We start from the raw sequence: 19,423 nt of genomic DNA, 5'->3' as shown, positions 1-19,423 counted from the left end.
CTTATCTTTTAAATAAAATTTTTTAAAAACTTTTTTTAAATAAAAATATATTTTTTACAATATAACTATCAAAAGTTGGTAACTTATAAACCATTAAAGAACTTTTTTTATTCATAGCTCTTTAATAGTTCTGTTTTAAAATTTTAAAAAAAAATACTTTTTTGGTATTTTTAAATTATTTTAATCGAAACAAATTTCACCAACTTCAAATCTTTCAAAAGAAATGATATGAGAATCATGTTGCTTAAGTAATTGGGAAACATTTTTTTTAGGTTCTAAAATAAAATTTTGTCCCGTTAATGAAATTTCATCTTTAAACTTTTTTATTTTTCCTTTAATAATTTTTTCAATTATTTTATCTGATTTATTTGAATTTTTAAGAGAATTTAAAATAATGTTTTTTTCTCGATTAATTATTTTTTCAGGTATAATATTTGAATTTAAATATCTTGGTTTACTTGCAGCAATATGCATTGCTAAATTTTTTGAAAATAAATCATTTTTCGAATCAATAACTAAAAGAACTCCTATTTTTTCGCAATGATGAATATAACTAATTATGTTATTTCCCATTAAAAATTTCAATCTTCGAATATTAATATTTTCTCCTAATTTAGAAATTATTTCTTTTTTTTCTTTTTCAAATAACAATTTAATGCGATTAAAATCATTAGTTTCTAAAAATAAAATTTTTTCTACAATTTCTCTTCCTAAAAAAGTAAAATTTTTTTCTTTTGCGACAAAATCAGTTTCACAATTTAGTTCTAATATTGCTGCTTTTTTATTTTTAACTTTTAAAAAAATTTTACCTTGTTTTGTTTTATACGAAGATCTTTTTTCTGCTTTAATTTCACCTATTGTTTTTAAGAAATCAATTGCATTTTCTAAATTTTCATTTGTTTTTATTAAAGCATTTCTACATTCTATGATACCAGCTCCAGTTCTATCTCTTAACTTTTTTACAAGAGAAGCTTTTATTTTTTTATTCATATTTAATTCCTTAATTAACTTTTAAATTAAGTTTTGCTAAAATAAACATTTTTAAATTTTAGAAAAAATAAAAAACTCTTTAAAATATCTTAAACTTTTTGCTTTACTTTATGAAAAAATCGAATATTTTTATTATTTTTAATATTAATTCCATGAATTAATGTAGTAATAGCATTTAAATATAATTTTATTGCCCTAATAGCATCATCATTTCCAGGAATTATGAAATTAATTCCATCTGGATTAGAATTAGTATCTACTACAGAAAAAACTGGGATACCCAAATGATTAGCTTCTTTTACAGAAATCTTTTCATGTTCAGCATCAACAATAAATAAACAATCTGGTAATCCCCCCATATTTTTAATTCCACCTAAACTATTTTCTAATTTTTTTAATTTTTTTCTTCTAATTAGTACTTCTTTTTTTGTTAATTTTTCAAAAGTTCCATCTTTAGATTGAATTTCTAAATTTTTTAAATGTTTGATGGATTGTCTTACTGTTTTCCAATTAGTTAACATACCCCCTAACCAACGATGATTTACATAAAATTGATTACAAGCAAGAGCAGATTCTTTTATTATTTTACTTGCTGCTTTTTTTGTTCCAACAAATAAAACCTTTCCTTTTCTAGAAACAATCTTTTTTATTTCAAACAAAACAGTATTAAACATAGGTAGTGTTTTTTCTAAATTAATGATATGAACTTTATTTCTTGTCCCAAAAATAAATGGTTTCATTTTAGGATTCCAATAACGAGTTTGATGTCCAAAATGAACTCCTGCTTTTAACATATCTTGCATAGAAACTATTGACATAATTACCTCTATTTAAAATTTTTCTAAAAAATAATAATTTATTTTTTTTTATAATATCTAAAATAATAAAAATAAAAAACTTAAAATTTTTACTATTTTTAATTAGTATAATATATCTATTTAAAAAAAACTGTAAATTTAGTGCTTTATACTAACAAATGATCAGGAAAATTTATGTACAAAAATATTATAAAAGAAAAATTAGAAATAAAAAAAATAAAAAAAGCAGGAAAAATAGCATCTAATGTTCTAAAAATGATTTCGGAATATATTGTTCCAAATATCACGACTGGAGAATTGGATCGAATTTGTCATGATTATATTATACATGAAGAAAAAGCATTTCCTGCCTGTTTAGGTTATAATGGATTTCCGAAATCCACTTGTATTTCAATAAATGATGTTGTATGTCATGGAATACCAAATGATAAACAAAAATTAAAAAATGGAGACATTGTTAATATCGATGTAACCATAATGAAAAATTCTTATCATGCAGACACATCTAAGATGTTTTTAGTTGGAAAACCAACTATTTTAGGAAAAAGATTATGTTATGTTGCTAAAAAAAGTCTTGATTTAGCAATTAAAATAATTAAACCAAACATTTCTATAAACGAAATAGGAAAAGTTATACAAAATTATGTAGAAAAAAAAGATTTTTCAATAGTTCAAGAATATTGCGGACATGGAATCGGCCAAAAATTTCATGAAGATCCTCAAATACTTCATTATTACAATGAAAATAATAAATTTTTATTAAAAGAAAATATGACCTTTACAATTGAACCTATGATAAATGCTGGATCTCATGAAATAAAATTAATGAGAGATGGATGGACTGTAAAAACAAAAGATAGAAGTTTATCGGCTCAGTACGAGCATACTATTTTAGTTACTAAAAAAGGATCCGAAATTTTAACTTTATAAAAAATATTTTTTTCTCATAAAAAAATTATCAAAAAATCAAGATTCTTTAAAAAAAGGTATTTATATATTAAAAGGTTAATTAAAAAAATGAATAATCTCAAAAAAATTATTACGGAAACGTTCGAAAAAAAAGAAAAAATCAATTTTTTAAAAAAAGATAATTCTATTATCAATGTAATTAATAACGTTATTGAATTATTAAATATTGGAAAATTACGTATTTCTGAAAAAAAAAATGGTGCTTGGATCACTCATCAATGGTTAAAAAAAGCAGTTTTACTTTATTTATATACAAAAAAAAATGAAGTAATTCCTAATACGAATAGTAACTATTACGACAAAATTCCACTAAAATATTATGATTATTCTTTAAAAAAATTCCAAAAAGAAGGAGTTAGAGTAGTTCCAAATACACTAGTAAGATATGGATCCTTTATAGAAAAAAATGTAGTATTAATGCCGTGTTATGTCAACATAGGCGCTTATATTGCAGAAAATTCAATGATCGATACTTGGGCAACAGTTGGTTCTTGTGCTCAAATAGGAAAAAATGTTCATTTATCTGGAGGAGTGGGTATTGGAGGAGTTTTAGAACCTTTGCAAAACAACCCTACCATTATTGAAGATAATTGCTTCATTGGTGCTCGTTCAGAAATAGTAGAAGGAGTTATAGTAGAAAAAAATTCTGTAATTTCTATGGGGGTATATATAGGACAAAGTACTAAAATTTATGATAGAGAAACAGGAAAAATTTTTTATGGTAAAGTTCCATCTGGTTCGGTTGTAGTACCCGGTAATTTACCTGGATTAAATAATAAATATAGTTTATATGCTGCTATAATTGTAAAAAAAGTAGATTCTAAAACAAGGAAAAAAGTTCAAATTAACGAACTATTACGAAATTTAAATTAATTTTTTTTAAAAAATAAAAAATTATTTACAATTTAAGAAAATCTTTTCTCGCCTAATTAACAATTAATTAGGCGAAAATAAACAATATTTATACTATTAAATAAACTTCACTATTTTCCCTTTGAATCTTAAAAACTAATATTGAAGGATCTTTTTCAAAAATATTTTTCAAATCATTTAAATTAAAAATTTTTTCTTTGTTTACTTCTAAAATAATATCATTTTTTTTAAATCCTAATTTAAAAGCAGAAGAATTAACTTTTACAAAGGTAACTTTTACTCTTTTTTGATTGTTTGAAATAAAATTAGTAAAATTAGCACCTTCTATAAATTTATTTAGCACTCCATAATTTGATTTTCTTTTTAAATGATATTTTAATACGGCTACTACAGTCTTTATTTTTTCATCATGTATTAAACCTATCTTAATCTTGCTGTTAAATGGTAAAGATGCGATTTCAGCTCGTAAAGATAAAAAATTAAAGATTGGTTTTTTATTCAAAGAAATAATTATATCTCCTGGTTTAATTCCTGATAGATCAGCAGAAGAATTTTTAAAAACTTGATTAATGAAAGCTCCTCTTCGTAATTTCAAACTCATTGCTTTTGATAAATCAAATGTTAATTCAGTTCCAATAATTCCTAATTCTCCACGAATAACATGACCATATTTAATGATTTGATCAGTAATATTTTTTACAATATTTGTAGGAATAGAAAAACCGATCCCTATACTTCCCCCATCTGGAGATAAAATCGCTGTATTAATCCCAATCAATTTACCTTCCAAGTTAACTAATGCTCCTCCTGAATTTCCTTTGTTTATAGCCGCATCAGTTTGAATAAAATTTTCATAATGACTGTTATTTAAACCGCTTCTTCCTAAAGCAGAAATTATTCCTGAAGTTACCGTTTCACCTAATCCATAAGGATTTCCAATCGCTATGGTGTAATCTCCTACCTTTAAATTTTCTGATTCAATCATTTTAATAGCTATTAAATTTTTTGCATTGTTTAATTTAAGTAAAGCTATATCAGAAAGTTCATCTTGTCCTATTAAGTTGGCGTTATATAAACGCCCATCATTCAATTTAACTTGAATTTTGTTTGCATTTTGAACTACATGATTATTAGTAACTATATATCCATGTTCGGCATTAATTATAACTCCTGACCCTATTACTCTAATTTTTTTGGGTAATTGATTTTTTTTATTCCATTTTTTACATAATGGGGTTCCATAAAATGGAGATTTTTTTTCACAAAATGGAGCTTCGTTTTCATTTAAAAAAGATTGATCATTTTGAATTTCATTATTTTCAATTGTTGTTTTTACTTCTGCATCTATACTTACAACTGTAGGTATAACTTTGTTTAACAAAGTAGATAAACTAAAAATATTTTCATTAGAAATATTATTTTTTTTTAAAAAAGAAAAATTTTCATTTGAAGATATGCTAAATCGAGGAAACAAAAAACTTATTATCATTATCACAATAGCCATTTTTTTCATATTTTATCTCTAAATTTCATTTTCATTTTTGTTTATATTTATAAATATATTTTTAATTTTATTCTGATATTTTTTTTAAGCTCTATACATCCTTATATAATTTAAATTAATAATTTATGAAAAATTTTCAAACTTCTAAAAATTTATATATCAATTATCTTGAACAATCAAAAATTTTTTAAAAAAATTAAAGTTTTGAAAATAAAAATGTTTTATACTGATAAAATCAAATTAAATATACTTTTAATATGTTGAAGTTTAATAAAAACAAAAAATTTTTAACTTTTTATTATGAAAATAAACAAACTATTTTTTCTTTTTTTTTTTTTTTTTTTTTTCTTTATAAAGAAAAAAAAATTTTCCCCATAAAAAATAATTTGATTTTCTTAAATGGAAGTACTATGGGAACAAAATGGAAGGTTCAAATTTTTAAAAAAGAAAAAAACTTAGATTTTCAAAAATTAAAAAAAAATATTCAATTTTTGTTAGATCATGATGAAAAAGAACTATCTACTTGGAATAAAAATTCCATAATTTCAAATTTTAATAATAACTTAAACAATCATCCGATAGTAATTAGTAAAAATTTTAAAAATATTGTTTCAAAAGCAATGTTGATAAACAAAAAAACGCTCGGAGCGCTAGATATTACAATAGGTTCATTAATAAACATTTGGGGATTCAATACTATAAATAAACCGTTTAAATTTCCTTCTTTTAAAAAAATAAAAGTTGCTCTTTCAAAAACTGGCATTAAACATATTTTTTTAATTAAAAACCAAAATAAACAGTATTTATATAAAAATTTAAAAAACTTGGAAATAAATCTTTCTACATTAGGAGAGGGTTTTGCAGTAGATCATATTTCTAATTTACTTGATAAAAAGAAAATTAATGATTATATCGTTTCTGTTGGAGGAGCGATAAAATCAAAAAAAAAATGTTTACATAAAAATTTTTCAATTATAGCTATACAAAATCCTATTAACAAAAAAAAAATTGTTCATCTGTTGATTAAATTAAAAAATCAATCAATAAGTACTTCAGGAAATTATAGAAATTTTTATTATTTTAATGGAAAAAAAATTTCTCATTTAATAAATCCTTTTACTGGCATACCTATTATGAATAATTTAACATCAGTAACTGTAATTTCTAAAAGTGCATTAAATGCCGATGCTTGGGATACTGCTTTAGAAATATTAGGTTTTCAAAAAGCAAGAAAATTAGTATTAAAAGAAAAACTTGCTGTTTGTTTAATACAAAAAAGGAAAAAAAACTTTTATACTTGGTTATCTCCCAAATTTAAGAAATTTTTGATCAAATCTTCAATAAATGTTAATCAATAAATCATATGAAACAAAAATTTTATAAAAAACAAAAATGTTTTAAAAAAAATACTTGGTATAATTTCAAAATTTTTTATAAAAAAACCCATTTATAAAAAATACGATTTATTTTTTTTAAAATTATAAAAAAATTTTGGAGGTTTAAAATGAAAATTTTATCTGGTGCTGAAATGGTAATACAATCCTTAGTAGATCTAAAAACAAAATATGTTTTTGGATATCCTGGTGGAGCAGTTCTTGATATTTATGATGCTTTAAAAACAGTAGGAGGAATAAAACATATTTTAGTAAGGCATGAACAAGCAGCTACACATATGGCTGATGGTTATGCAAGATCTACTGGTAAAGTAGGTGTTGTATTAGTTACTTCGGGACCAGGAGCAACCAATGCTATTACTGGAATTGCAACTGCTTATATGGATTCAATTCCTATGATTGTTATTTCAGGTCAAGTTGCTTCTGATTTAATTGGTTATGATGCTTTTCAAGAATGCGATATGATCGGAATATCTCGCCCAATTGTAAAACATAGTTTTTTAGTTAAAAAAACTATGGATATTCCTACGATTTTTAAAAAAGCATTTTGGCTAGCATCTACTGGAAGACCAGGACCTATAGTAATAGATATTCCTAAAAATATTTTAGGTGAAAAATGTAAAAAACCTTATGTATTTCCTAACTTTGTTAAGATAAGATCTTATAATCCAATAACTAAAGGAAATACTAGACAAATTAATAGAGTTTTACAAACTTTATTGAAAGCAAAAAAACCAATTATTTATGCAGGAGGAGGAGTAATTACTTCAAACAGTCACAAACAATTAAAGATTTTAGCTGAAAAACTAAACTTTCCTGTTACTACCTCGTTGATGGGTCTAGGTGCTTTTCCAGGAACTCATAGACAAAACTTAGGTATGTTAGGTATGCATGGAACATATCATGCTAATATGGCTATGCATTACTCTGATGTAATACTCGCTATCGGAGTTAGATTTGATGATAGAACTACTAACAATTTAAAAAAGTATTGTCCTTTCTCTAAAATTTTACATATAGATATTGATCCTACTTCAATTTCTAAAACAATTTTAGCTAACATTCCTATTGTTGGAGATGCTAAAGACATATTGAAAAATATAAATAAAGAATTAATCCAAATTTCTATAAAAAATGATTTTAATTCTCTCGAAAGTTGGTGGAAATCTATTAATAAATGGAAAAAAAAATCCGAAGAAAAAATAAATAACTCTAAAAGTAGTACTATTAAACCGCAAAAAGTTATAAAAACTATCTGGGATAAAACATTAGGAAAAGCCTTAATTACATCAGATGTAGGACAACATCAAATGTTCACTGCTTTATATTATTCATTTGATTTTCCTAGACAATGGATTAATTCAGGTGGCTTAGGAACTATGGGATTTGGTTTACCTGCAGCTTTAGGAGTAAAATTAGCTTTTCCTAAAAAAACAGTGATTTGTATCACAGGAGATGGTAGTATTCAAATGAACATTCAAGAACTATCTACTGCAATGCAATATCAGTTACCAATTTTAATAATAAATCTAAATAATCAATCATTAGGGATGGTAAAACAATGGCAGGATATGATTTACTCTGGAAGACATTCTCACTCTTATATGAAAGCATTACCTAATTTTGTTAAATTATCTGAATCTTATGGACATATTGGAATATCCGTCAGTGATCCTTTAAAACTAAATAAAAAAATAGAAAAGGCATTAAGAATACTGAATCAAGGTAAATTAGTATTTTTAGATATCATAATTAGTAATTCAGAACATGTTTATCCTATGCAAATAAAAGGAGGAGGAATGAACGAAATGATATTAGAAAAAAAGAGAGATTCTTAAAATGAAACGAATACTGTCAATATTATTAGAAAATGAATCTGGTTCACTGTCTAGAGTAATAGGTCTTTTTTCTCAAAGAGGTTACAACATAGAAAGTTTAACAGTATCTACAACTGAAGACCCTTCTTTATCCCAGTTAACAATACAAACTGTAGGCGATGAAAAAATATTAGAGCAAATTGGAAAACAATTACATAAATTAATCGATGTTTTAAAGGTTTCAGAAATTAACACTATCGATTGCATAGAACGAGAAATAATCTTAATAAAAACGGGTAATATCTGTAAAAAGAAAAGAAGAATTAAAGATATTGTTGATATATTTGAAGGAAAAATAATAAGTTTAACTACAAAAGGTTACATCATTCAAATAACTGGTTCTAGTAAAAAAATCAATGCTTTTTTAGAATTAATTAAAAAATATATTAATATTCTCGATTTATCAAGATCAGGAATTATTAGAATAAATAGAAATTAATTTTTTGTTTCATTGGTTTATAATAAAGAATCATTTTATACAAAGTAAAACATTCATCTTGAAATTAAATACAAAAATTATGAAAAAAAAAAACATATTCCCGTATTACTTCAAGAAGTAATACAAGCATTAAATATTAAAAAAAATGGAATTTATATAGATTGTACTTTTGGATGCGGCGGGCATTCAAATGAAATGTTAAAAAAAATAGGTGCAAAAGGAAAATTATACGCAATAGATATTGATCCTAATTCAAAAAAAGAAGCTGATAAAATATCAGATCGTCGTTTTAACTTTTATAATGGATCATTTTCAGAGGTAATATCTTCTTTAAAAAAAGAAAAAATTATAAATAAAGTTGATGGAATTTTATTAGACTTAGGAGTTTCTTCATTGCAGTTAAACAATCCAAAAAGAGGATTTTCTTATGTATATGACGGACCTTTAGATATGAGAATGAATCAAAACGTAGGAATTACAGCCTCAATGTGGTTATTAAAAAACAAAGAAAAAAAAATTGCCGATGTTTTGAAAAAATTTGGAGAAGAAAGATACGCTAAAAAAATTGCTCGATCTATTGTAGCTAAAAATAGAATTTCCCCTATTACCCGAACTAAGGAATTATCTGAAATAATAAAAAAAAATAGACCTTTTAACAAATTTAAACATCCTGCTAGATGTAGTTTTCAGGCAATTCGAATCTATTTAAATCAAGAGTTAACTGAATTGAAAAAAGTTCTAAATAATTCCTTGAAAATTTTATCTAGCAAAGGAAGGTTAGCTGTAATTTCTTTTCATTCTTTAGAAGATAGAATTGTAAAAAGATTTTTTGTAAATCACAGTAAAAAATCTTTCTCAATTCCTAAAACTCTTCCATTAACCGAAAAACAAATCAAAAAATTTAAAAAAAATGATTTTAAAATAATTGGAAGAATTTTCCCAAGTTTAAATGAAATAAAAAAAAATTATAGATCTCATAGTGCTATTTTAAGAATTGTTGAAAAAATTTAAGAGTTCATGAAAATAAATTAGAATTAGTCTAGAAATTATTTAGAATAATTTATTAAAAATAAATATTATAAATATAATATTTTATACATTAATTATGACATCTTCTCTTTTAATCATTATTATTATAGATAGGACAAAATATTTGATTTTATAAAAAACCCATTAGTTATAGAAAAAATAGAATTTAAAAAATAAAAAAATCATACTAGAAAAAAATATTTAATTTTTATAAAAACTATAAAAAAATTAATGTGCATACAGACGTACAACATATAAAAATGAAGCAATGATCTATAAAGTGATAAAAAAATAAAAAAATTAATTTTTTTTAAAAAATAAAAATTTTCGTTTTTTGATATTTTTAGTTTTATTTTATTTATATTTTTTTATTTAATAGTAAGAATTATATTCTTTTAATTGATAAACTTTTAAAAATTAATATATCAAGGAAATATTTACTAACTAAAAAATTGGTTATTTCAAGTAGCTTAAAGAATTCTAATGATCAATTTAGAAAAATCATTAGCTATAAGAACACTAATACATTCTCATACTTTAAATATTCTATTAAAAATATTTTAAACATTAATTTTATTTTGGTGTCCAAAGTTATTAACTTAAAATAATTTAGAATCAATTTGATTTAAAAAATAATATTCCTATATTTTCAAGGATGAAAATATTAAAAGAATTAATAAAACTAATACAAAGTTACTATCTCAAATACTTACAAAAAAACTACTATAACTGCTATTACTGTTGATACATATAAAGAAAAAAAAATTGAATTTTATTTGTATAAATGAAAGTTTGAGTAAACCTAATATAAAAAATTAAAATTAAAAAATAAAAATTCCTTAATTTTAGAAATAAATAAAAGTAATCAATTGTTCATCTCATTAAACTCTTCATTACCATCATTATTACTAGTATTAATTATAATCACCTAGAAAATTATAAAAAATATAGAAACTCTTAAAAAGATATTTTTAATATTTTTTAAAAAACTTCTTTTAAATGAACATGCAATTATTTATATAAGCAATACCGTTATTAACAGTCTAAAAAATAAATTTTCTTTTTGTTTTATATCATATAGATTTAAGAAGAAAATAAATTCTAGAATAAAAATTCTATATTTAAAACAACTAAAAATCTACTTTTATAGTTATCAGAAAAAGTTTTTCTAATTTAGAAATAACATTAAAGTGTGCTTGAAAAACAAAATAAACTTAATGCAATAGCTTCTATAACATTAGATTAGCTGCTATGAAAAAAATAAGAAATAAATGCAAAATTAAAAGTTTAAAAAAATTTAAAGAAATTTATAAAAAATTAGAATTTATAGGAATCTTTTTTTTAAAATATCACTGATAAAATAGGAGATTTTTTTTATGTTTTTTAATGATTTTAGAAATCATCCAACTGACTTAATACAAATAATTAAAACCATAAAAAAATTAGGGAAATAAAAGATTAGTTATGATATTTTAATCTTACCGATAAATACGTACAAAATACTTGTATAAAAAATTTATAAAAGCATTATCTGTAGTAAATCAACTTCTGTTATTAGATATTCGTTCTGCAAACAAATTACCTATTCTAAATACAAATAACAAATTTTTATTTTAAAAAATTAAAGAAAAAATTAAATCCTATTTATATTTCAGATAAAAAAATATTAATAATATTTTATTAAATGTTATTCACAATGAATATATTGTTTTAATTCAAGAAAAAAAAGATATTAATTAATCTATCATTAATTTTTTTTAAAAAGACAATAAACATAAATAAAAAATAGCCTTTTTATTAAAAAAAGTTCCTTCAAAAAGAGAAATCTTTTTATAATCAGAAAAATAAATTTTAAATGTCTCTAAAAAATAGCTATTTGATATTTGGAATTGACACTAAAATTTATCCTGTAATTCAACGTAAAAACAAAGATTTTTAGAAATATTTATTGTTTTGAATAGAAAGAATGAAAAAGGTAGAAAAGTTTGAGGTATATTTAAATGCTTAAAGATTATTCTTCAAACGAAAAATGGAATTTCGGAGCTAGTTACAACTATAAATAAACTAAAAAGCAAATTATTATGGAAAAAATTTAAATTACCAATTCTTCTTTTTATGTATTTAAAATTCTATGAATTTAAAAAAAATCTTTAAACATATTAAAAAAATAGAGAACTAAAGATTCCTATCATTATTAAATTAAATACTGAAAGACCCAGTCTAAGTATTTTTGTAATTGATTCATATAAAAAAATATTTTTTTTTAAAAAAAGCTTTTTTTATGAAAAACCGTTATATTAGAAGAATAAGTATATAATTAAGAATATATTATAATAATACTTAGCAAATAATTATTACCTTCTATCAAAATTAATACAAAAATAAATTTTACGATTATCATTCTAAATATATTTTCAATAAAATAAAATACTGTTTCCAAAATAGATTTGAAAAATCGTAAAAAATGAATTATGTACCTAAACAAGCTTAGAAAATATCAAATTACAATGAATACAAAAAAGCGGATTTTATTATCGATAATAAAAAAATTTGAATGCTTGAAATCAATACTTGTCCTGAAATGACTAAAAAGTTTTATTCTTATAACTGCTAAAATTGCTAATTTATCATTCTTAAATTTAATAAAAAATGTTAAATTAAGCAAAATAATATTTTTTTAAATTTCATATAAATTAAAATTAATATTTTCTAAAATTTTGAGAAATATGTTATTCAAAAAAACTTTTATCTCATATAAAAATTATTTGGTTTGGAAGAAAAAATGAATCAACTAACAAAAAAAAAAATAATAGTTGGACTAGATATAGGAACAACAAAAGTTGTTACTTTAATAGGAGAAATTTCACCTATTAATTTAATTAATATAATAGGAATAGGGATTAGTCGATCTCATGGAATTGAAAAAGGAGAAGTAACTAATTTAAAATCTGTTTCTAAATCAATTCAAAGTTCTATTGAACTAGCTGAAAATATGGCGGGATATAATATTTCTTCTGTCTATTTATCTATATCTAGTAAGCACATTCATTTTCAAAACGAAATTGGAATAGTTCCATTATCAAAAGAAGAAGTAACTGAAGAAGATATAAAAAATGTTATTCATACTGCCCAATTTGTAAAAATAAATAATGAGCATGAAATTTTGCATGTCATTCCAAAAGAATTTGCTATCGATCAAAAAATTGGAATAAAAAACCCTTTAGGTTTGTCTGGAATAAGAATGCAAGTAGAAGTACATCTAATTACATGTCATAATAAAATAGTAAAAAACTTCGTAAAATCAGTTCAAAATTGTGGAATAAAAGTAGATAAAATTATTTATTCTGGGTTAGCTTCTAAAGAAGCTGTAATTTCTAAGGAAGAAAAAAAGTTAGGGGTTTGCATAATAGATATAGGAAGCGGGACTATGGACGTAACTACATACGTCAACGGATCTATCAGCTGTAGTTTTGTTATTCCTTATGCAGGTAACAATGTTACTAACGATATATCTTCTATCTTTTCCATTTCAAAAAAAGATGCTGAAATCATTAAAATTGAAAATGGATGTTCTGATGAAAGAAATGAAAAAAAAACAAAACAAATCGAAATAATTTCATTCGATGAAAGTAAAAAGAAATATATTGATTCAAAATTATTACAAAATGTTATAGAAGCTCGATACTTAGAACTCTTAAATTTAGTCAAAAAAAAATTACTTGTATTCTTTGAAACTTCTGACAAAACCAAAATTGAAAAAGAACTATCAGGAGGGATAATATTAACAGGAGGAGCTTCAAAAATAAAAAATTTAATTAATCATGCTAAAAAAATATTTAAAACTAAAGTAAAAATAGGAAAAACCAAAAAAATAGAAGGATTAACAAATGACATTAATAATGAAAATTATTCCACAGTAATAGGATTATTAAAATACGGAAAAAAAGAATTTCTTAAAGAGAAAAAAAATATTAAAAATGAAAACTTTTTTCAAAAATGGTTTAAAAAAATTCATTTTTGGATAAAAAAAGAATTTTAAAATATTATGCATTAAAAATGTTTAAAAAGTTTACATAATAAAAAATGGAGCAATTATGTTAAAAGAAAAAAAAACAAATGAATATGCTATTATTAAAGTAATAGGAATCGGAGGAGGAGGATGTAATGCTATAGAACATATGATAAAAGAAAAAATAACAGGAGTAGAATTTTTTGCTATTAACACTGATGAACAAGCTTTAAAGAAAATAGAAGTCGAAAAAAAAATACAAATAGGCAACCGAATTACTAAAGGATTAGGAGCCGGTGCAAATCCAGAAATAGGAAAACGTTCTGCTGAAGAAGATCAAGAAATTTTAAAAAATATTTTAAAAGGAGCAGATATGGTGTTTATTGCTGCTGGAATGGGAGGAGGAACAGGTACTGGAGCAGCTCCTATAATTGCTAGAATAGCAAAAGAATTAGGCATATTAACTGTTTCAATTGTTACTAAACCCTTCAATTTTGAAGGAAAAAAAAGAATAGAATTTGCTGAAATTGGAATACAAAAATTATCAAAAACTGTCGATTCATTGATCGTCATACCAAATGACAAACTAATCAAGGTATTAAGTAAAGAAATTTCTTTATTAAACGCTTTTAGTGAAGTAAATAATATTTTAAAAGGGGCTATACAAAGTATTGCTCAGCTTATAACTCAGCCTGGTTTGATTAATGTAGATTTTGCTGATGTCAGAACTGTGATGTCAGAAATGGGATACGCTATGATGGGAATAGGAACTTCTTCCGGAAAAAATAGAGCAGAAGAAGCGACTGAAACTGCCATTTCAAGCCCATTATTAGAGGATGTTAATTTATCAGGAGCAAAAGGAGTTTTAGTTAATATAACTGCTAATTCAGATTTAAAATTAAATGAATTTGAAACTATTGGAAATATTATTAGATCATTTTCTTCCGATCATGCAACCATAGTAATTGGTACATCTTTAGATTCAAAAATAAAAAATACAATTAAAGTTACAGTTATTGCAACAGGAATTGAAATAAATTTTTCTCATGAAAGAAATGACATTTCTTTTAAAAAATCAAAACAAGAAAATATTTTGAAAAATTCAAACATTGAATTAAAAGATCCTATTTTTTTCAGAGAAAATAAAAAAAAGAAAGAAAAATTAATAAATTCTAAATTTATTGTCAAAAAAAATATAGAATATCTAGATATTCCTACATTTTTAAGAAAGAAATAAATTGAAATATTAATTAATATGATTATTTTTTTTAAACAAAATTTTTTTAAAAATATTTATTTTTAAAAAAATAAAACACTTCCTTAAAAACACAAAAATATTAATAAATAATTGTTGTTATAACAAGAATTATAATATAGTTTATATCAATAAAATATTCTAAACAAAATTTATTTTCTAAATATGTCTGAAAAAAATCAAAGAAGTATTTTTATTTCCAAAACAGCAAAAAACAAAATAATTGAACTTTTTAAAAACAAGAAAAATAAAAACTTAAAATTCCGAATTTATATTACAGGAGGGGGATGTACAGGATTTAAATATGGTTTTATTTTTGATGAAAAAATAAACAAAAAAGATATTTTTTTAAAAAAAGATAATGTTCCTGTAATAATAGATCATATAAGCTTTCAATATCTTATAGGGGGAACATTAGATTTTATAGAAAATTTAGAAGGATCTAAATTTACTATTTCTAATCCAAATGCAAAGATTACATGTGGTTGTGGACTATCATTTAGCGTATAATTTATAGAAAACTTTTAATTCTAAATTTTATTTAACATAAAATCTTTTTTTTAAAATGTTTTTTTAACATAAAAAATAACGGTTTTAGAAAAATTATGCTTAATCTAGGTATCATTGTAGCAATGAAACAAGAACTAAATGAAATCAAAAAAAAAATATTTATATATAAAAAAAATAATTTTAAAAATTATATACTTTATATAGGAAAATTTAAAAAGATTAAAATCTTTTTATTACAATGTGGTGTTGGAAAAACTAATGCTAGCTGTGCTACAAGCATCTTACTTTGCAAATACAAAATTGATTTTATCATAAACATAGGATCCTGCGGATCACTAAAAAAAAATAAAAAAATATTCGATATTCTAATTCCAGAAAAATTATGTTATCACGATGTTGACTTAACAGCTTTTAATTATCCTGTAGGAAAAATTCCTAATTTACCAATTTTTTTTTATCCTAATTTTTATTTAAAAAACATTATCATAAAAATTTGTACTGAAAAAAAAATCCCTTTTTTTTTAGGATTATTAATAACCGGAGATATCTTTTTACAAGGAAAAGACAACTTAAATATTATTAAAAAGAAAATTCCTTCAGCTATTGCGTTAGATATGGAATCTACTGCCATTGCACATGTTTGTTACATATTTAATACCCCTTTTATTAACATTAAATTAATATCTGATTGTTCCGGGAATAAATCAAAAATAGAATTTAAAAAAAATATACTTAACATTAATTTAAAATCTTGGTTAATTATATTTGAAATTTTAAAGTTTTTTAACGGTGATTAAATTTTAATATCCATTATATTTCAGTTATATAATTACAAAAATAAAATTTTCTATAATTTAATTTTTATTTCAAACATATAGTTCTTTTATTCAAAAAAATAGAACTATATGTTAAATAATTCTTTCAAAATGAAAATTTCAGAACTTTTTCAGATGCTTTTAAATATTAATTTATTAAATCGGTGATAGTCCCTTCACATATTTCAGCTGCTAATGAAATCGTTTCTGATAAAGTTGGATGCGGATGTATGGTCAAAGAAATATCTTGAGCATCACATCCCATTTCAATGGCTAAACTGATTTCAGAAAGTAATTCTCCGGCATTTCTACCTATTATTACTCCTCCTATCAATCTTTTTGTATCTTTATTGAAAATTAATTTTGTTGATCCAAACAAAGAACAATTAGATGCAATTGCTCTTCCTGAAGCAATCCAAGGAAACGTGGCAACCTTATAATTAATGTTTAATTTTTTAGCATCTTTTTCAATGATTCCAGTCCAAGCAATTTCTGGTTCTGTATAAGCTACATTTGGAACAACTTCAGGATCAAAAAAATGTTCTTTCCCTGCTATAACTTCCGCAGCTATTTTACCTTGATGAATTCCTTTGTGTGCTAACATAGGTTGTCCTGTAACATCACCAACAGCGTAGATATTCTTTATATTTGTTTTCAATTGTTCATTAACTTTTATAAAACCTTTATTATTTATTTTGACGCCAATTTCTTTAATCCCTAATGAACCGAGAGAAGGAACTCGTCCTACAGCTACTAATATGGCATCGTATAATATTGTTTTCTTTCCTTTTTCTTTTTGATCTATTGTTACTAACATACCATTTTCTACTTCTTTTACATCTAAAATGTTTGTTTCTAACATAACGTTAAATTTATTTTTGATAGCATTTAAGAAAATTTGAATTACATCATTATCTACAGAAGGAAAAATATGACTGTGATTATCGGTAATATCAATTTTAGAACCCAAAGAATGATATATTGTTGCCATTTCTAAACCAATAACACCTCCACCAATAATTAATAATTTTTTAGGAATATAAGGAATAGATAATGCCTCTGTAGAAGTCCAAACTTTTTTACTTTCATAAGGAAGAAAAGCTAATTTTACTGATTTTGATCCTGTTGCAATAATTGCATTTTTAAATTCAAGATTCGAAACATATACATCATTTTTTAGAATAACTAACTCATTTTCTGACTTAAATTTTGCAACACCATTTATTACTTTAATCCCTCTTTTTTTTGCCATATGACTTAAAGCAAAATTTAATTTACTTATATTTTCTTTTTTCCAATTTATCAACTTTTTTATATTTATATCAAATGAAGAAAATGAAATTCCGCAAATAGATAATTCCTTAATTTGATTAATAGTTTTTGAAACATATAGTAAACTTTTAGAAGGAATACATCCTACATTTAAACAAACACCTCCTAAATTACAATAATTTTCAATTAAAATAGTGTTTAAACCTAAATCTGAACAACGAAAAGCAGCTGTATATCCAGCCGGACCAGCTCCTATTATAACAACTGTTTTATTACTTTTATCACACATTTTTATTTTATTTCCCAAATGATTTCATTATTAAATGAATCTAAATAAAAAGATTATTAAACTTATTTAAATAAAATGTTTAACTCATAATAATTATTCTTAATTTACAAATAATCTTCATTAAATTAATATATTATGAATGTATCTATAGGATCAACAATCTAATTTCAGATAAAAAGTTACTTATATATTCCATAAATTTAGCACCATACACACCATCAATAATTCGATGATCATATGACAAAGAAAATGGTAATATTAATCGAGGAACAAAACCATTTTTTCTCCATATAGGTTTAATAAATGTTTTAGAAACTCCTAAAATTCCAACTTGTGGAGCATTTATAATAGGTGTAAATCCAGTTCCTCCTAATTTTCCTAAACTTGAAATAGTAAAACTTCCATTTTGAAAATCTAATAAAGCTAATTTTTTTTTTCTTGCCTTTCTACATTTTAAAAATATTTCATAAGATAATTGAGATAATCTTTTCTTATTCACTTTTTTTATAACAGGAACAACTAAACCATCTTTAGTATCAACAGCTATTCCTATATTAATATCTTTATTCAAAATAAAACTATTTTTTTCATTCGAAAAAAAACTATTAAACCATGAAAATTTTTCTAATGCTCTTGCCACAACTTTAGTAATAACAGAAAGTAATGTTATTTTTTGATCCTGTTCTTCTTTTTTTAAAAGATTTATTTCTTTTCTAAATTTTTCCAATTCTGTAATATCTGATTCATAAAATTGAGTGACATGTGGAATATCATTCCAACTTTTTTTTAAATTTTGACCAGATGCTAATTGAATTTTGGTCAATTTAATTTGATCTTTAGTCGTATAAGAATTTTTTAAATCCTTTACAACATCGATAATTTTATTTTTTTTAAATTCTAAACTTTCATTTTTTTTATTTTTATATAATTCAAGATCTTCTTTTAAAATTCTACCTTTTCTTCCTGATCCTTTTAAGTTTTTTAAATTAATTTTTAATAATCTAGCTAAACGGCGAATCAAAGGCGAAGCATGAAAAAAAATATTCTTTTCAGATTTTCTTTTTTTCGAAATAAAATTTATCTTTTCTTCTTCAAAACCACTTGAGAAATATTGATTATCGGAATTTATTTGTTCACTTTCTAAATTCATTATGAAGATAACATCATTATATTTTACCTTATCTCCTATGTTAATTAACACTTCTTTTATCGTTCCAGAAAATGGAGAAGGAATTTCCATAGAAGCTTTCTGTCCTTCTACTACAATTAAGATTTGTTCTTTTTTTATTTTATCATTTTTTTTAACTAAAATTTCAATAACTTCTACTAAATCTCTACCAATATCGGGAATTTTAACTTCAATGTTCACTTTTATGATCC

Annotated in this window: 15 protein-coding genes; 10 read left to right on the top strand and 5 right to left on the bottom strand. The window is 23.1% G+C overall.

Annotated elements, in window-relative coordinates; all coding sequences use genetic code 11:
• Positions 1-180: 180 nt before the first annotated feature.
• Entirely contained in the window at positions 181-990 is an 810-nt protein-coding gene (gene tsf, locus RJT62_RS00985) for a translation elongation factor Ts (protein ID WP_343153909.1), read from the bottom strand.
• Between the two features lie 89 nt (positions 991-1,079).
• The gene (gene rpsB, locus RJT62_RS00980; protein WP_343153908.1) at positions 1,080-1,808 is read right to left on the bottom strand and encodes a 30S ribosomal protein S2; all 729 of its coding nucleotides are present in this window, start codon (positions 1,806-1,808) and stop codon (positions 1,080-1,082) included.
• 174 nt (positions 1,809-1,982) lie between these two features.
• On the opposite strand from rpsB, the gene map reads away from it, so the two are divergent.
• Complete coding sequence (map, locus tag RJT62_RS00975) at positions 1,983-2,738, top strand: type I methionyl aminopeptidase (protein ID WP_343153907.1); 756 nt, start codon at positions 1,983-1,985, stop codon at positions 2,736-2,738.
• An 87-nt stretch (positions 2,739-2,825) separates the two neighbouring features.
• A complete protein-coding gene (dapD, locus tag RJT62_RS00970; RefSeq protein WP_343153906.1) occupies positions 2,826-3,650 on the top strand; it encodes a 2,3,4,5-tetrahydropyridine-2,6-dicarboxylate N-succinyltransferase in 825 nt (274 codons plus the stop codon).
• An 88-nt stretch (positions 3,651-3,738) separates the two neighbouring features.
• On the opposite strand, the gene RJT62_RS00965 is transcribed toward dapD, so the two are convergent.
• Entirely contained in the window at positions 3,739-5,163 is a 1,425-nt protein-coding gene (locus tag RJT62_RS00965) for a Do family serine endopeptidase (RefSeq protein ID WP_343153905.1), read from the bottom strand.
• Between the two features lie 401 nt (positions 5,164-5,564).
• On the opposite strand from RJT62_RS00965, the gene RJT62_RS00960 reads away from it, so the two are divergent.
• From RJT62_RS00960 to RJT62_RS00925, 8 genes are all read left to right on the top strand, one after another.
• Positions 5,565-6,512 carry an FAD:protein FMN transferase gene (locus RJT62_RS00960; RefSeq protein WP_343153904.1) on the top strand — a complete coding sequence of 316 codons (948 nt, stop codon included), beginning with the start codon at positions 5,565-5,567 and terminating at the stop codon, positions 6,510-6,512.
• Positions 6,513-6,658: 146 nt separating this feature from the next.
• Positions 6,659-8,386, top strand: a complete 1,728-nt coding sequence (gene ilvB / locus RJT62_RS00955) for a biosynthetic-type acetolactate synthase large subunit (RefSeq protein ID WP_343153903.1) — start codon at positions 6,659-6,661, stop codon at positions 8,384-8,386.
• A 1-nt stretch (position 8,387) separates the two neighbouring features.
• A complete protein-coding gene (gene ilvN, locus RJT62_RS00950) occupies positions 8,388-8,864 on the top strand; it encodes an acetolactate synthase small subunit (RefSeq protein WP_343153902.1) in 477 nt (158 codons plus the stop codon).
• A 63-nt stretch (positions 8,865-8,927) separates the two neighbouring features.
• A complete protein-coding gene (gene rsmH, locus RJT62_RS00945; protein ID WP_343153958.1) occupies positions 8,928-9,875 on the top strand; it encodes a 16S rRNA (cytosine(1402)-N(4))-methyltransferase RsmH in 948 nt (315 codons plus the stop codon).
• Positions 9,876-12,675: 2,800 nt separating this feature from the next.
• Positions 12,676-13,932 (top strand): cell division protein FtsA, encoded by a 1,257-nt coding sequence (gene ftsA, locus RJT62_RS00940; protein ID WP_343153901.1) that lies wholly within the window; start codon positions 12,676-12,678, stop codon positions 13,930-13,932.
• A gap of 55 nt (positions 13,933-13,987) precedes the next feature.
• Complete coding sequence (gene ftsZ / locus RJT62_RS00935) at positions 13,988-15,139, top strand: cell division protein FtsZ (RefSeq protein WP_343153900.1); 1,152 nt, start codon at positions 13,988-13,990, stop codon at positions 15,137-15,139.
• A 183-nt stretch (positions 15,140-15,322) separates the two neighbouring features.
• Positions 15,323-15,667 carry an iron-sulfur cluster insertion protein ErpA gene (erpA, locus tag RJT62_RS00930; protein WP_343153899.1) on the top strand — a complete coding sequence of 115 codons (345 nt, stop codon included), beginning with the start codon at positions 15,323-15,325 and terminating at the stop codon, positions 15,665-15,667.
• Between the two features lie 95 nt (positions 15,668-15,762).
• A complete protein-coding gene (locus tag RJT62_RS00925; protein WP_343153898.1) occupies positions 15,763-16,464 on the top strand; it encodes a 5'-methylthioadenosine/adenosylhomocysteine nucleosidase in 702 nt (233 codons plus the stop codon).
• A 166-nt stretch (positions 16,465-16,630) separates the two neighbouring features.
• Here the strand turns inward: RJT62_RS00925 and lpdA are convergent, their stop codons facing one another.
• A complete protein-coding gene (lpdA, locus tag RJT62_RS00920) occupies positions 16,631-18,043 on the bottom strand; it encodes a dihydrolipoyl dehydrogenase (protein WP_343153897.1) in 1,413 nt (470 codons plus the stop codon).
• Positions 18,044-18,188: 145 nt separating this feature from the next.
• Positions 18,189-19,412: a 2-oxo acid dehydrogenase subunit E2 gene (locus RJT62_RS00915; protein ID WP_343153896.1), complete on the bottom strand. Its 1,224-nt coding sequence runs from the start codon at positions 19,410-19,412 to the stop codon at positions 18,189-18,191.
• Positions 19,413-19,423: the final 11 nt, after the last annotated feature.

It is taken from the genome of Buchnera aphidicola (Mindarus keteleerifoliae) (assembly GCF_039392895.1).
In the GTDB taxonomy this organism is placed as follows: domain Bacteria; phylum Pseudomonadota; class Gammaproteobacteria; order Enterobacterales; family Enterobacteriaceae; genus Buchnera_A; species Buchnera_A aphidicola_A.
The sequence above is the reverse complement of the archived record's forward strand: the minus strand, read 5'-3'. Positions and strand labels throughout refer to the sequence as shown.